The organism is Bradyrhizobium sp. SZCCHNR1002, from assembly GCF_032381435.1.
Taxonomy (GTDB): Bacteria; Pseudomonadota; Alphaproteobacteria; order Rhizobiales; family Xanthobacteraceae; genus Bradyrhizobium; species Bradyrhizobium aeschynomenes.
Window position 1 is genome coordinate 221,114 of record NZ_JAUHIS010000005.1, and the last position, 13,796, is coordinate 234,909.

The window sequence follows — 13,796 nt, forward strand, 5'->3', positions numbered from 1 at the left end:
ATCGGTCCCCAGTACTTGACCGGCAATTAACAGTCAGGAACTCCCCCGAAGTCGCGCAATCATCCTCGCTACCTGTACCGCCGACCACGTATTCGAACCCCGCGACGTCGGAACCATGCGTTGCGTGAGTGCCTTCGCAATGCCGTTGAGCGATGTTATCCCGTTAGCCTCTAAGTCGCGGATGATAGGAGCGAGGTCGGCGGCCCTTTCAGTCGCGCGAGCTACCTGTGCATTCCGGCCAGCCTGTCGAGCTACGCGAGATAGCCTAGCGCCTCGGTCGCCCCCCAACTGCACGCCTCGCTTCTTGGCCGCGGCGAGCGCTGCCTTTGTCCTTTGAGAGATCATCCTCCGCTCTTCATCCGCTACCATCGCCATAATGCCTACGGTCAGCCGGTTTGCATGCGGCATGTCGGCCGCAACGAAGTCCACACCGGCCTTCTCCAGACCAAGAAGGAAATGCGCGTCCCGCGACAGGCGGTCCAGCTTGGCGATCACGAGCTTGGCCCCATAGACGCGGCACGCCTGTAACGCCTTTGCAAGCTCCGGGCGGTCGTTCCTTTTCCCGCTCTCCACCTCAGTGAACTCGGCCACGAGCGACCACTGCCCGCCGTTTAAATAGCGGCTGACGGCCTCTCGCTGCGCCTCCAACCCCAGACCCGACTTGCCTTGTCTCGCAGTGGAGACCCTGCAGTACGAGACGAACACTCCTTCGGCCATCCAGCCGTCTCCATAACAACTCAGTCAACCGACGTTGACACAGATGTAAAGGAAGCTGCGGCTTTGCGCAACGGGTTGGCCGCATCGATTTCTCTCAGGTCGGCAGCGGCGTATTCGGCCGAGTTCGAGGGCAAGGTGCCCTCGTGCAGTCGAGTGGCGACGAGGCTGAGCCTTCTCACGCTCGTTAGGGCATACGTGAGACCGGGTGCTGCCAACGTCGGCCAATTTTATTGCCATGACCTTGGTGAAAACGTCGAACGGCTCCGCAACAGGGCATCTCTCGTCAAGCCGATCGGCGGCGATGGCCGGCGTACTCACGAAGGTCTCTCCGAGCGAAGCTGGGTGAAACGGGCAAAGCGACAGATGAGCCGTCGCACGGATGAAGCCGCATTCTTCCGAACGCCTACCGACCCCGGCTGCGCCACGCCCGTGCGCCGCTTGATCAGGGCGTCAGCATCTTGGGCACGGCAGCAGCCGAGGGGCGGTTCGCATGGGCCTCAGATGGCCGTAGCGGATTCGACAAGTTGCCCCCTGCATGGGGTCACAGGCAATAGCGGGCCACCGGGCGCGGGGGACATTGGATTCACTTTGCAGTCGATGCACCGGTTCAGAGATTTTCTTCAAAATACCGGACCTCGTGGAACACCGTCACGCACCTCGCACATCGAAGGGGCCGGGATGGTGAGGAGGCGAATCGGGTTCGGAGGGCCGCGCTCGGCTGCAGACGAGGTAGGAGGCTTCGGAGTGCATGGGCCCACCGACGACTAGGCAACTGCGCCAATGATAGCGCCGATGCGAACCCCTCTAAAGGGACCTGCATCGCCATCTGCTTGGGTTGGCTTCTATTGGGGATGATTATCGAGGTCGGCCTCAGTGCCCTCTAGACTACCCCCTAGGCGGCCTCCCTATAGAGGGGGGCTCTAAGTGTTGATGATGATTGAGGTCAACCTCAGTACCACCATCTCCCCGCGCTAAGGTCCCACTTCAGTATACTATAGGGTATAACCCCGGATGCTTATGCAGTAGTGCAACCTATTTATTAGAGTTGCGCCACTCGTCTATGCACGCGTCAGATGTGTGCCGCCTGGGCGTGGGTGAGGAGGCGTTTGCCGAGACGCGTCAGGCCGCCTAGGAGGCTCGTACAGCCGGTCGGTGTGGCCCCGCGCAAAAGGCCAGGGTCGCCGACGAGCGTCCTCAGGGGGCTTCTAGTCCGCGCCTGTATGACATTGGGGACGCCAGCCCCCTTTGCGCCTGCCTATGAACCTTCCGCGTCAACAGGCCTCGAAACGTCTCAAGGCACGACGAACGGAAATTGAGCGCGATCGTCTTGATGACCTTGATCTGTCCCGTATCTCGGGAATCGCGCATCGCCTCAGCTCGCGCCTTCACCTCCGGGTTGATCATTCCTTCCCAGGTTCGATGGTTAGGGCTCCGTCGCTCCTGGCGAGGGCGTAGCGCGGAAACTTTCTAATGGCGGCAGATCGCGTTTTGAGGGTGACCTTGGTGTATGCCTCGCCTTGGGTCCTCGGGGAGTGGTTCGAGATAGCATCCAGCGTAAGGCTTTCGATGCCCGCCTCTAACCCATAGGATTTGAAGGTATAGCGCCAAGCGTGGTTGGGTTGGACGTGCGGGTCCTTGACCACGTCGCGCACCATGCTCAGGATGCGCTTGTAAACGCCTCCCGCTGGGCCATCGATCGTGCCGTCCTTGCTGGGGTCGCAGAACAGGTGGCCCGACTTGGCATTGGCCACGAAGGCGATGAACCCGGTGTCGATCAAGTGCTGATGCACGGGCACGTCACAGAACTTGTTGTTCTTGATGCTGCCAGCCTCTGGCGTCAGCCTGATCACCCAGCCGACCGCGGGGTCCTTGCGAACGTCCTGCTTTCTCAGTTGGATCATCTCCGCAACCCGGGCCCCCGAATAGGCGCAAAGCCATGGCACCCAACGCTTGGCAGCGGTGGTCTTCGGGCTCTCTCGCTCCGAGCCGACGATGGCGGCGGCGGTTTGGAGAATCTTTGCGGCTTCGTCGGGCAGGAAATACTTCTCCCGAACCTCCGCGGTGTTCCGCTTGGTCTTGATGGACGTCCGCTCGGTGGGATTGGCTGAGAGCCAGCCGCGCTCAGCGCCCCAGCTAAAGACGTTGCTGAAAGACGTGATGTCGCTGTCGTTGATTGTCTTGATGCTGATCTTGTTCGCAAGGCGATGGTCGCGCCAGCGAATGATGTCCAGTTTAGTCACGCGACTGGCATCATCATGTTCGAGGAACTCGATCAGCTTTTCAAACCGTTGCTTGATGCGTTTCGCGTCGCGGTCCTTAACGCCCCGATCAGGTGCCGCTTTGTGCCACGCCTCCACCAGCGCGGTGAGGGATCGTCCGCTGGCCGCTTTCGGCTGATCTTCGTATCGCGGGAAGCGCTTTGCATATTCATCGGGGCTGAAGTCGCCGTCGGCATTTTGCGATAGCTTCTTCGCGGCTGCGGGGAGATCAACGGAGGCCCGTTGAATGAGCTTCCACCGGCTTTCGCTGTCGGTGTGAATGCCGCGTCGTGCGAGGAATGTATCGGTCAACTTGCCAAGAAGCTGCTCCAGAGAGGCGCGGCGACGGTCCTCCGGTGACCTGTGAATGCCGACTGCGGCAACGAGGCCCTCTTCGCCCTTTTGGGCCCGCTCGATCTTCTGCGCGGCTCGCAGCCAAAGGTCAGCGCCGACGACAGGGTCGTCCTCCAGGCCGTCAGCAAATGCTCTGTACAGCTCTCCCGAGAGGGCGCTGATCTGCTTGACCGACAGCGGCTTGGGGCCAGCTCGGAGCGCCGCCATCGTTCGCTCGACCTCCGCCGCGACCTCGGGACATTTTGCTTTCGCTGCCGCGCGGTCTGCCGTTTTGAGGGAGATGCTGATCTGATCCTTGTACCAGTTCGGCGGGCGCTGCTCCTTGGGCAGCTTGGCAAGGATCGCTTGAACGTCGGGCGGGATTCGCTTTCGGAAGTACCAATTATCGGAACCGGGACGCTTAGTCGGGCAGGCCATTCTCAAAACCATCGTGCAACACCTGTGTGTATCAGGCGCAGCGCGAAAATCTCAACATGCTCAGTAAGTTGTTGATGTCACAGGGACAACAATGGTGCTGCCGGACAGGATTGAACTGTCGACCTCTCCCTTACCAAGGGAGTGCTCTACCACTGAGCTACGGCAGCAAAGGGACTCGCGGGGCCGGCCCGAAGGCCGCGCCCGAACGCGGGCGGTTCTTGCCACAAGCTCCCCGCCGGCGCAAGCGCGGCTCGCCCGGTTTTCGGGGAAAGACGCGGGGGCGATCCGTCAAAATCGGGCGAAGATCTCCGAATCCGTAAGGAATCGTCCATCTGGCCAACAATTCTCTCTCCTCCTCGTCAAAGGCGGGGCCAGCGAGGGGGGCCGTGTCCGCAACTCCCCACCCGGGCAGTCGACGCCAGGTCGGCCGGAACCTACCGTCTGCGTCGCTATCCCCTCTTGGCTTTCGCGCCCGCAGCACCAATTGTGCCCCTGGTAAGGGGTGACCGGGGAAGGGGATGACGGATCGGACCAGCAAGGGGAAGGGAGCGCGCGAGGAGCGGCTGAAGCAGGCGCTGCGCGAGAACCTCAAGCGGCGCAAGGTGCAGAGCCGTGAGCGCAGCCAGGCGGCGCCGGCCGAGCAGGGCGAGGGGGACGAGGCCGCTCGCGGCGGCTCTGACGACGTAGCGCGTCGAACGGATTGAATGTGGGGAGCGTGATGGCGGTGAATGACGGGACAGCGGCGGATGCGGCGGCACAGCGAGCGGAGCTCGCGAAGACGCTGCCGCGATTCGACCAGACCTTTCCGGAGCTGACGCCACAGGAGATCACCCGGCTGCGCGGCTTCGGCGAGATCCGGACCTATAAAGACGGCGAGCTGCTGTTCGAGACCGGGAAGCCTGGTCCCGGCATGTTCGTCATCTTGAAAGGTCACGTTGCCATCACCCAGCGCGATGGTCTCGGCCACGTCACTCCGGTGATCGATCAGGGGCCGGGCCAGTTTCTCGCCGAGATCGCCCAGCTCTCCGGCCGCGTCGCGCTGGTCGACGGTCATGCCGAGGGCGATGTCGAGGTCATCCTGATTCGTCCCGAGAAGCTGCGGGCGCTGCTGATCGCCGAGGCCGAGCTCGGCGAGCGCATCATGCGGGCGCTGATTCTGCGCCGGGTCAATCTGATCCAGGGCGGCGCCGGCGGTCCGGTCATGATCGGCCCGCCGCAATCGGCCGCGATCGCGCGGCTGCAGAGCTTTCTCACCCGCAACGGCTTTCCGCACCATCTGCTCGATCCCGCCGTCGATCACGACGCCGCCGACCTGATCGCACGCTATTCGCCGACGCCGGCCGAGCTGCCGCTGGTGGTCGTGTCCGACGGCAGCGTGCTGCGCAATCCGAGCGAGACGGAGCTGGCGCGCGCCGTCGGCATGATCGGCGGGCCGCGCGGTGAGAAGGTCTACGATGTCGCGGTCGTCGGCTGCGGACCGGCGGGGCTGGCCACGGCGGTGTATGGCGCATCGGAGGGACTGTCGGTCGCCGTGCTGGATTCGCGGGCGTTCGGCGGTCAGGCCGGCGCCAGCGCGCGCATCGAGAACTACTTTGGTTTCCCGACCGGCATCACCGGTCTGGCGCTGACCGCGCGCGCCTTCAACCAGGCACAGAAGTTTGGCGCCGAGATCATGATCCCGGTGTCGGTGACGGCGCTCGATTGCGAGCGCAAGGCCGGCGCCTTCGTGCTGGCGCTGGACGGCGGCGACGAGGTGCGGGCGCGCGCGGTCGTGGTGGCCAGCGGCGCACGCTACCGGAGGCCGGATCTCGAACGGCTCAAGGAGTTCGAAGGCCGCGGCGTCTGGTACTGGGCTTCGCCGATCGAGGCGCGGCTGTGCGCCGGACAGGAGGTCGCGCTGGTCGGTGGCGGCAATTCGGCCGGACAGGCCGCGGTGTTCTTGTCGGGCCACGTCAAGAAGGTGCGCATGATCATCCGCGGCGGTGGGCTCGCCGCGTCGATGTCGCGCTATCTGATCGAGCGCATCGAGGCGACGCCGAACATCGAGCTGCTGTTCAATACCGAGGTGGTGGCGCTCGATGGCGGCGCCGATGCCGGGTTGGAGCGCATCACCTTGAAGAGCCGGCTGTCCGGCGAGGAGACGTCGGCCGATATCCGCAACCTGTTTCTGTTCGTCGGCGCCGATCCGGCCACCGGCTGGCTCGGCGATTGCGGCGTGACGCTCGACCGCGCCGGCTTCGTCGTGACCGGTGCGCAGTCCGAGCAGAACGCCGGGCGGATGGTGTCGCCGCTGGAGACCTCGGTGCCCGGCGTCTATGCCGTCGGCGACGTCCGCTCCGGCTCGGTCAAGCGCGTTGGCGGCGCCATCGGCGAGGGCGCCCAGGTGGTGGCGGCGCTGCACGGCTTTCTCGCCGATCCGCTGGTGCCGCCGGTCTGAGTCGCAGCGTCCCGGGGGGCACCGCGACCTGCCGTTGCGAACCCATCAAATCGCCGTAATGTCGGTCCTGTTGCGCCCATCTCAGCCAAATTTCCGATCAGCCCAGCAGGATCAGCATGGATCGCATTCGCATCGTCGGCGGCAACCCGCTTCACGGCACCATTCCGATTTCGGGCGCGAAGAATGCCGCCTTGCCGCTGATGATCGCGGGCCTGCTGACGCCGGAGACGCTGATCCTGGACAACGTCCCCCGGCTGGCCGACGTCGCCCAGCTGCAGCGCATTCTCGGCAATCACGGCGTGGACATCATGTCCGTCGGCAAGCGTCCGGGCGACGGCCAGTATCAGGGCCAGACCTTGCAGATCTCCGCCGCCGACATCATCGACACCACGGCGCCCTACGAGCTGGTGTCGCGGATGCGCGCCAGCTTCTGGGTGATCGCACCGCTGCTCGCGCGCATGCACGAGGCCCGTGTGTCGCTGCCCGGCGGCTGCGCCATCGGCACGCGGCCGGTGGATCTCCTGATCATGGCGCTTACGAGGCTCGGCGCCGGCATCGAGATCGATGCGGGCTACGTCGTTGCCAAGGCGCCGGGCGGGCTGCGAGGCGGCACCATCGATTTCCCCAAGGTCACCGTCGGCGGCACCCATGTCGCGGTCATGGCCGCGAGCCTCGCCAAGGGCACGACAATCATCACCAACGCCGCCTGCGAGCCGGAGATTTCCGATCTCGCCGACTGCCTCAACAAGATGGGCGCACGCATCACCGGCGCCGGCACGCCCCGCATCGAGATCGAGGGCGTGGCGTCTCTGCACGGCGCGCGGCATACGGTGCTGCCGGACCGCATCGAGGCCGGCACCTATGCGATCGCGACGGCGATGACCGGCGGCGACGTCCGTCTTGCCGGCGCCCGGCCGGAGCTGCTGCAATCGGCGCTCGACGTGCTCGCTGAAGCCGGTGCCGAGATTTCGAGCGATGCCGAAGGCATCCGCGTCGTGCGCAATGGTCACGGCATCCGCCCGGTGCAGGTGACGACCGCGCCGTTCCCCGGTTTCCCGACCGACCTGCAGGCGCAACTGATGGCGCTCATGGTGCGTGCGCAGGGCGCGTCCGCGATCACCGAGACGATCTTCGAGAACCGTTTCATGCACGTCCAGGAACTGGCGCGGTTCGGCGCGCGTATCAGTCTGGACGGCGAGACCGCGCGCATTGACGGCATCTCGACCCTGCGCGGCGCGCCGGTGATGGCAACCGACCTGCGCGCCTCGGTGTCGCTGGTCATTGCCGGGCTTGCTGCAGAAGGCGAAACCATGATCAATCGCGTCTATCATCTCGATCGCGGCTTTGAGCGGCTGGAGGACAAGCTGAAGGCCTGCGGCGCCACGATCGAGCGCATCCGCGAATGAGGCTGCCAGGGGGATGATGTCGTGACCGACCGGCTCAAACTGATCGCGCTCGACGCCGACGATCTCGCCGTCATTTCCGCCCATGTGCAGGATGCGCGGGTGCAGCCGGCCGACATCATCTGGCGCCAGGCCGAGAAGCGGCTGGTCATCGGCATGAACCGGCTCGACTGGGACCAGGCGCTGCACGGCGAGAGCGAGCCGCGACGGCTGCTGGCGGCGTTGCGCTTCGACCGGGTGCTGGCCTGCAAGTCGCGCCGCATCGACCTCGCCGCGCCCGACGCGGCGCTGGAGCTGATCGGCATCGAATTCCACGCCGGAGCCGAGGCGCCCGCCGGCAGCGCGCTGCTGCTGTTCTCCCATGGCGGCGCGCTGCGACTCGATGTCGAATGCCTGGAATGCGAGCTGACCGATCTCGGTGCCGACGATCTCGGCACCTCCGACGACGTCCCGCCGCTGACCGGGTAAGGCGGTTTCAAAGGGTTGACGGCCCCGCGCTGCCGCGCCATTGAGCAGGGGGTCGGGGGCAGCCACCCCTTCGGAAAGTGCCAGAGATGCCCATTCGCCTGTCCCGCGCCAGCGCCGATTTCGACGTCCAGTTTCGGCAGTTTCTCGCAGCCAAGCGCGAGACCTCCGCCGACGTCGAAGCCGCCGCCCGCGCCATCGTCGACGACGTCGCCAGGCGCGGCGATGCGGCGCTGCTCGAGGCGACGCGCAAGTTCGACCGGCTGGAGCTGACCGCCGCCACGCTGCGCGTGACGCCCGCCGAGATCGAGGCGGCGGTGAAGGCCTGCGACACGGCCACCGTCGATGCGCTGAAATTCGCCCGCGACCGCATCACAGCCTTCCATCTCAAGCAGCTGCCCCAGGACCAGCGCTTCACCGACGCCGCCGGCGTCGAGCTCGGCTGGCGCTGGAGCGCGATCGAGTCGGCCGGTCTCTATGTCCCTGGCGGCACCGCGGCCTATCCGTCCTCGGTGCTGATGAACGCCATCCCCGCCAAGGTCGCCGGTGTCGGCCGGCTCGTGATGGTGGTGCCGGCGCCCGACGGCAAGCTCAATCCGCTGGTGCTGGCGGCCGCGCATCTCGGCGGCGTCTCCGAGATCTACCGCGTCGGCGGCGCCCAGGCCGTGGCCGCGCTCGCCCACGGCACCGCGACCATCGCGCCCGTCGCCAAGATCGTCGGCCCCGGCAATGCCTATGTCGCCGCCGCCAAGCGGCTGGTGTTCGGCAAGGTCGGCATCGACATGATCGCCGGCCCCTCCGAGGTGCTGGTCATCGCCGACGACAGCGGCAATGCCGACTGGATCGCCGCCGATTTGCTCGCCCAGGCCGAGCACGACGCCAGCGCGCAATCGATCCTGATCACCGACAGCCACCGCCTGGCCGATGACGTCGCCCGCGCCGTCGAGGGCCAGCTCAAGACCTTGCCGCGTGCCGCGATCGCCGGCGCGTCCTGGGCCGATTTCGGCGCCATCATCGAGGTCGACAACCTCGACCAGGCCGTGCCGCTGGCGGATGCCATCGCCGCCGAGCACCTCGAGATCATGACCGCCGATCCCGATGCGTTCGCGGCCAAAGTCCGCAATGCCGGTGCCATCTTCCTCGGCGCGCACACGCCGGAGGCGATCGGCGACTATGTCGGCGGCTCCAATCACGTGCTGCCCACCGCGCGCTCGGCGCGGTTCTCCTCCGGTCTCGGCGTGCTCGACTTCATGAAGCGCACGTCGCTGTTGAAATGCGGTCCGGACCAGTTGCGCGCGCTGGGGCCAGCGGCGATGACTCTGGGCAAGGCCGAGGGTCTCGACGCCCATTCACGCTCCGTGGGAATACGCCTCAACCTGCCATGACCCAGCACCCGCCAGGCGACGACCGGACCAATCGCATCGTGGCGGTGACGCTCGACGAGGAGTCGATCGGCCGCTCCGGTCCGGACATCGAGCATGAGCGGGCGATCGCGATCTACGACCTCGTCGAGGAGAACCTGTTCGCGCCCGAGGGCGCCGACGGCGCCGGTCCGTTCACCCTGCATCTCGGCATCACCGCCAACCGGCTGATGTTCGACATCCGCCGCGAGGACGGCACGCCGGTCGTGACGCACCTGCTGTCGCTGTCGCCGTTCCGGCGGATCGTGAAGGACTATTTCATGATCTGCGACAGCTACTACCAGGCGATCCGCACCGCCACGCCCGACAAGATCGAGGCGATCGACATGGGCCGCCGCGGCATCCATGACGAGGGCTCGCGCACGTTGCAGGAGCGGCTCAAGGGCAAGGTGCGGGTCGATTTCGAGACCTCGCGCCGGCTGTTCACCTTGATCACGGTGCTGCACTGGAAGGGCGAGGGCCAGTGACGCCGCGCGCCCGCCAGCGCGCGTCCCAGCTTCCGGCCAAGGGCGCCTAGCCGCATGGCCGAGGGGCCGCCGCGCGCGCGCCAGCCGCAGGCGGTGCTGTTCGCCTGCGGGCAGAACAGCGTGCGCTCGCCGATGGCCGAGAGTCTGCTGCGCCAGATGTTTCCGCATGCGCTCTACGTCCGCTCCGCCGGCGTCAAGAAGGGCGAGCTCGATCCCTTCGCCGTCTCGGTGATGGCCGAGCTCGGCCAGGACATCTCGCAGCACAAGCCCACCACCTTCGAGGAGCTCGAGGACTGGGAGGGCCTGAACTTCGACCTCATCATCACGCTGTCGCCGGAAGCGCATCACAAAGCCCTCGAGCTGACCCGCACCATCGCCGCCGACGTCGAATATTGGCCGACGCCTGACCCCACCAATACCGACGGCAATCGCGAGCAGAAGCTGTCGGCCTATCGCGAGGTCTGCGACGGCCTGTTCGCGCGGATCCGCAAGCGCTTCGCCAAGCCCGGGCCTGCAGGTCTGTAGTTCCAAGTTCCCCCGCGAGGTGTCATCGAACCGAAATACCAACGTCGTCCGCCGCTCAAACTGAGCCCGTAGAGCAGGCCTGCCGCAGCCTTGTCGCAGTCTCCGGGTTGTGGAATGGCACCCCTTCCGATAGGTTCCGCGCGCCCGCCTTACGCTTTCCGAATCCCCTAGCGAAATCAGCATGCTCGGCCGCCCCAAAATCGTTCTTGCATCCGGTTCGCCCCGGCGTCTGGCGCTGCTCAACCAGGCCGGCATCGAGCCCGACGCGCTGCGCCCCGCTGACGTCGACGAGACGCCGAAGCGCGGCGAGCTGCCGCGCGCCTGCGCCAATCGCCTGGCGCGCGCCAAGGCCGATGCGGCGCTGAAATCCGTCCAGCTCGATGACGAGCTGCGCGGCTCCTTCATCATCTCCGCCGACACCGTCGTCGCCGTCGGCCGCCGCATCCTGCCCAAGGCCAATCTGGTCGACGAGGCCTCGCAGTGCCTCCGGCTGCTGTCGGGTCGCAACCACCGCGTCTACACCGCGATCACCCTGGTCACGCCGAAGGAGGCGTTCCGCCAGCGCCTGGTCGAGACCCGCGTCCGCTTCAAGCGGCTCAGCGAGGACGACATCCAGGCCTATATCGGCTCCGGCGAATGGCGGGGGAAGGCCGGCGGCTACGCCGTCCAGGGCATCGCCGGCTCGTTCGTGGTGAAGATGGTCGGCTCCTACACCAACGTCGTCGGCCTGCCGCTGTACGAGACCACGACCCTGCTCGCCGGCGAGGGCTTTCCGATCCGCTTCGGCTGGCTGAACACCGTCGGCGTCTGACGCCGTCTCCGAGGGGGTGCATCACGCCCCCAGGGCGCCTAGATAGCGGCCATGTCGAACGAATCGCCCACCCCGCCCACCGCCGCCTCGCCCAAGCCCGCCGGCCGCTGTCCGATCTGCCGCCGGCCCGCGGCCGAGGCCGTGCGGCCATTCTGCTCGCCGCGCTGCCGCGACGTCGACCTGCACCGCTGGCTGAGCGGCACCTATGTCATCCCGGCCACCGAAGGTGACGAGGAGGATGTCGAATAAGGCCGTGTTTTCATGACCTTGCCGCAGCGGCGCAGGCCGTCTGGCGGCCGCCTCGGCGCCCTCCGAGCAACTGCAAAAGGAATGTGAAAACTTCGCGCCTGGGCGGTAGACAGCACCGCTTGGTCCCACTATAACCCGCCGGCTCGCCGGGCTTTTCTGTCCCGAACGAGACCTGCCCAGGTAGCTCAGTTGGTAGAGCATGCGACTGAAAATCGCAGTGTCGGTGGTTCGATCCCGCCCCTGGGCACCATCCCATTTCCGGCCTCGTTCTTTTTCGCCCGCGCTGGTTCGCTGGCCTTCGAAAATCGACATAAAATCAGCCTCTTCGTGATATAGTGACGTTCCAGACGGTTCGCGGCCGTTCGGGGGCATCCGGCGTTTTCGGGTACACTGTGGGTACACTGGAAAGGCCGGGTACACTGGCGTGTCGCCCGATCGTGAGGGGCGTGCCCATGGATGAGCTGAGCGACACGAAGATCCGCAATGCTGCTCCGGCGGAGAAGGAATACGCGCTTGCCGACGGCCAGGGCCTCAGCGTGGTGGTCCGGCCCAATGGAACCAAGCTCTGGCTCTACCGCTACCGCTACGCCGGTAGGCGCAAGAACATGTCGTTTGGGACCTTCCCCGGCGTCGGGCTGAAGGCCGCGCGCGACAAGCGCCACGAAGCCGAGAAGCTGCTTGACCAGGGGCAGGACCCAGTCGCTGTGCGAGAGGCGAGGCGCCGCGAAGACGACAAGCTCAAGCACACCTTTCGGGCGGTCGCCGAGGAATGGGCAACCACAAAGCTAGAGAAAGAGAACAAGGCCAAGGCGACGATCAAGCGCGAGCGATGGAATCTCGATCAGCTCAATTGCGAGATTGGCGAGCGGCCGCTCTGTGAGATTGGCCCGCCCGAGCTGCTGACCGCTTTGCGCCGCGTCGAAGCTCGCGGCCGGTTCTACACCGTCGGGCGCCTACGATCGACGGCCTCGCGGGTATTCCAGTTTGGAGTTGGCGCCGCCTATTGTGACAGCGACCCAACCCGCGACTTGAAACACGCTCTGACCAAGGCACCCAAAGGCAACCCGCGCCCCGCTCTGACCGATCCCGAAGACGTCGGCGATCTGATGCGCCGGATCGAGGTCTATGACGCCAAGAGCGGCGGACTCGTCCGCTACGCGCTCAAGCTGATTGCCTTGACCATGGTCCGCCCTGGCGAGCTGCGGCTGGCCGAGTGGGCAGAGTTCGACGAGAAGAATTGCATCTGGGTGATTCCCGCTGAAAAGATGAAGATGCGCGATGATCACGAAGTGCCGCTGTCCCGCCAGGCACTGGCCATTCTGGCCGAGTTGCGTCCTTTGACCGGCCGTGGGCGTTACTTGTTTTCGCACGACGATGATGTGCCAATGTCTGACAACACGATCAACAAGGCATTGCGGATCATGGGCTACGATACCGGCCCCGGTGGCGACCATTGCGCGCACGGCTTCCGCTCCAGCGCCTCAACCTTGCTCAATGAAGAAGGCGCATTCGACGGCGACGTGGTCGAAGCTCAACTCGCCCACGAAACAGATGAGAAGAAGAGGCGGCGCCGCGACGAGGTGGTGCGGCGCCAGCTTGCAAAGGGCGACAAGAACAAAATCCGCGGGATCTACAACCGGGCAGCCTATTGGAGCGAGCGCGTGCGCTTGATGCAGCATTGGGCTGATCGCCTCGACCACTTGCGCAAGAGAGCTACCCAGCCGCTGCGCAAGTCAGCCTAGATCGTTGCGCGCGATTCAACGCGGGGCAGCGAGGCATGATACTCATCGATGCTGTCGAGATCGATGAGTGTCTTGCCTCCCATCTTGTAGGCCCTGATCTGCTCCCTCGCGATCAGCTCATAGGCTTTTGTCTTGCCAAATTTGCCGTAGCGGCACCCGTCTTTGAAATGGACGAGGCGGCGCTGCCTGATATCATCGTTTTCAATCATGCTCATACAGGTGCTTCGATCGCCCGGCTGGCGGTTGGCGAAGGCGACCCTGCAAGCTCGGTTGCTCTGGACTCGCAGGAGGGGACCTTCGCTCAAGGCAGTTAGGATGCCGCAGCGTGTCGATGGAAGGGCTCCAGAGCCTCAGTGCGTGTTTCGGATACAGTTTCGTAGAAGCGAGTTTCAAGCGGACAGGTCGAAAACGGGCTGACTGCCAGATTGCGACGCGTGTTCACCTGTGCCTAGACGGACCAGCAGTTCGACACCTTTCGGACGGAAGGAAAACGCTTAAAAAATGTCGCTCTCTCACGATCGGCAATCAAC

13 protein-coding genes and 2 tRNA genes are annotated in these 13,796 nt (G+C 65.3%); 11 read left to right on the forward strand and 4 right to left on the reverse strand.

Annotated features, from left to right (window positions below; all coding sequences use genetic code 11):
- Nucleotides 1–33 precede the first annotated feature (33 nt).
- The 3 genes from QX108_RS23650 to QX108_RS23660 all read right to left on the reverse strand — a co-directional run bounded on the left by QX108_RS23650 (nucleotide 34) and on the right by QX108_RS23660 (nucleotide 3,913).
- Nucleotides 34–717, reverse strand: coding sequence for a recombinase family protein (locus tag QX108_RS23650; protein ID WP_315783183.1), 684 nt, complete (start codon nucleotides 715–717; stop codon nucleotides 34–36).
- A 1,400-nt stretch (nucleotides 718–2,117) separates the two neighbouring features.
- Entirely contained in the window at nucleotides 2,118–3,758 is a 1,641-nt protein-coding gene (locus tag QX108_RS23655) for a DUF6538 domain-containing protein (protein ID WP_315783185.1), read from the reverse strand.
- Between the two features lie 80 nt (nucleotides 3,759–3,838).
- A tRNA-Thr gene (locus QX108_RS23660) sits at nucleotides 3,839–3,913 on the reverse strand.
- A gap of 351 nt (nucleotides 3,914–4,264) precedes the next feature.
- On the opposite strand from QX108_RS23660, the gene QX108_RS23665 reads away from it, so the two are divergent.
- From QX108_RS23665 to QX108_RS23715, 11 genes are all read left to right on the forward strand, one after another.
- Nucleotides 4,265–4,450: a hypothetical protein gene (locus tag QX108_RS23665; protein WP_172183966.1), complete on the forward strand. Its 186-nt coding sequence runs from the start codon at nucleotides 4,265–4,267 to the stop codon at nucleotides 4,448–4,450.
- Nucleotides 4,451–4,464: 14 nt separating this feature from the next.
- Complete coding sequence (locus QX108_RS23670) at nucleotides 4,465–6,183, forward strand: FAD-dependent oxidoreductase (RefSeq protein ID WP_315783187.1); 1,719 nt, start codon at nucleotides 4,465–4,467, stop codon at nucleotides 6,181–6,183.
- Between the two features lie 116 nt (nucleotides 6,184–6,299).
- Complete coding sequence (gene murA / locus QX108_RS23675) at nucleotides 6,300–7,589, forward strand: UDP-N-acetylglucosamine 1-carboxyvinyltransferase (protein WP_315783189.1); 1,290 nt, start codon at nucleotides 6,300–6,302, stop codon at nucleotides 7,587–7,589.
- Between the two features lie 21 nt (nucleotides 7,590–7,610).
- On the forward strand, nucleotides 7,611–8,054 hold the full coding sequence (locus tag QX108_RS23680; RefSeq protein ID WP_315722360.1) for a DUF2948 family protein: 444 nt from the start codon (nucleotides 7,611–7,613) through the stop codon (nucleotides 8,052–8,054).
- An 86-nt stretch (nucleotides 8,055–8,140) separates the two neighbouring features.
- On the forward strand, nucleotides 8,141–9,436 hold the full coding sequence (gene hisD / locus QX108_RS23685; RefSeq protein WP_315783191.1) for a histidinol dehydrogenase: 1,296 nt from the start codon (nucleotides 8,141–8,143) through the stop codon (nucleotides 9,434–9,436).
- On the forward strand, nucleotides 9,433–9,939 hold the full coding sequence (locus QX108_RS23690) for a UPF0262 family protein (protein ID WP_015663966.1): 507 nt from the start codon (nucleotides 9,433–9,435) through the stop codon (nucleotides 9,937–9,939). The genes hisD and QX108_RS23690 overlap by 4 nt, the downstream gene beginning before the upstream one ends.
- Before the next feature lie 54 nt (nucleotides 9,940–9,993).
- Nucleotides 9,994–10,464 carry a low molecular weight phosphatase family protein gene (locus tag QX108_RS23695; RefSeq protein WP_172110186.1) on the forward strand — a complete coding sequence of 157 codons (471 nt, stop codon included), beginning with the start codon at nucleotides 9,994–9,996 and terminating at the stop codon, nucleotides 10,462–10,464.
- A gap of 181 nt (nucleotides 10,465–10,645) precedes the next feature.
- Complete coding sequence (locus QX108_RS23700) at nucleotides 10,646–11,275, forward strand: Maf-like protein (RefSeq protein ID WP_008962300.1); 630 nt, start codon at nucleotides 10,646–10,648, stop codon at nucleotides 11,273–11,275.
- 51 nt (nucleotides 11,276–11,326) lie between these two features.
- Nucleotides 11,327–11,524, forward strand: coding sequence for a DNA gyrase inhibitor YacG (gene yacG, locus QX108_RS23705; RefSeq protein ID WP_315783195.1), 198 nt, complete (start codon nucleotides 11,327–11,329; stop codon nucleotides 11,522–11,524).
- Between the two features lie 174 nt (nucleotides 11,525–11,698).
- Nucleotides 11,699–11,774 (forward strand) — tRNA-Phe (locus QX108_RS23710).
- 202 nt (nucleotides 11,775–11,976) lie between these two features.
- Nucleotides 11,977–13,266 (forward strand): tyrosine-type recombinase/integrase, encoded by a 1,290-nt coding sequence (locus QX108_RS23715; protein WP_315783197.1) that lies wholly within the window; start codon nucleotides 11,977–11,979, stop codon nucleotides 13,264–13,266.
- Here the strand turns inward: QX108_RS23715 and QX108_RS23720 are convergent.
- Complete coding sequence (locus QX108_RS23720) at nucleotides 13,263–13,481, reverse strand: hypothetical protein (RefSeq protein ID WP_315783199.1); 219 nt, start codon at nucleotides 13,479–13,481, stop codon at nucleotides 13,263–13,265. The genes QX108_RS23715 and QX108_RS23720 overlap by 4 nt on opposite strands.
- Between the last annotated feature and the right edge of the window lie 315 nt (nucleotides 13,482–13,796).

What these genes read in the sequence shown, in the direction of transcription:
- QX108_RS23720 (WP_315783199.1), bottom strand. Translation starts at nt 13,481, where the DNA reads ATGAGCATGATTGAAAACGATGATATCAGGCAGCGCCGCCTCGTCCAT.
- QX108_RS23695 (WP_172110186.1), top strand. Translation starts at nt 9,994, where the DNA reads ATGGCCGAGGGGCCGCCGCGCGCGCGCCAGCCGCAGGCGGTGCTGTTC.
- QX108_RS23655 (WP_315783185.1), bottom strand. Translation starts at nt 3,758, where the DNA reads ATGGTTTTGAGAATGGCCTGCCCGACTAAGCGTCCCGGTTCCGATAAT.
- QX108_RS23670 (WP_315783187.1), top strand. Translation starts at nt 4,465, where the DNA reads ATGGCGGTGAATGACGGGACAGCGGCGGATGCGGCGGCACAGCGAGCG.
- QX108_RS23700 (WP_008962300.1), top strand. Translation starts at nt 10,646, where the DNA reads ATGCTCGGCCGCCCCAAAATCGTTCTTGCATCCGGTTCGCCCCGGCGT.
- QX108_RS23665 (WP_172183966.1), top strand. Translation starts at nt 4,265, where the DNA reads ATGACGGATCGGACCAGCAAGGGGAAGGGAGCGCGCGAGGAGCGGCTG.
- yacG (WP_315783195.1), top strand. Translation starts at nt 11,327, where the DNA reads ATGTCGAACGAATCGCCCACCCCGCCCACCGCCGCCTCGCCCAAGCCC.
- hisD (WP_315783191.1), top strand. Translation starts at nt 8,141, where the DNA reads ATGCCCATTCGCCTGTCCCGCGCCAGCGCCGATTTCGACGTCCAGTTT.
- QX108_RS23650 (WP_315783183.1), bottom strand. Translation starts at nt 717, where the DNA reads ATGGCCGAAGGAGTGTTCGTCTCGTACTGCAGGGTCTCCACTGCGAGA.
- QX108_RS23715 (WP_315783197.1), top strand. Translation starts at nt 11,977, where the DNA reads ATGGATGAGCTGAGCGACACGAAGATCCGCAATGCTGCTCCGGCGGAG.
- QX108_RS23690 (WP_015663966.1), top strand. Translation starts at nt 9,433, where the DNA reads ATGACCCAGCACCCGCCAGGCGACGACCGGACCAATCGCATCGTGGCG.
- murA (WP_315783189.1), top strand. Translation starts at nt 6,300, where the DNA reads ATGGATCGCATTCGCATCGTCGGCGGCAACCCGCTTCACGGCACCATT.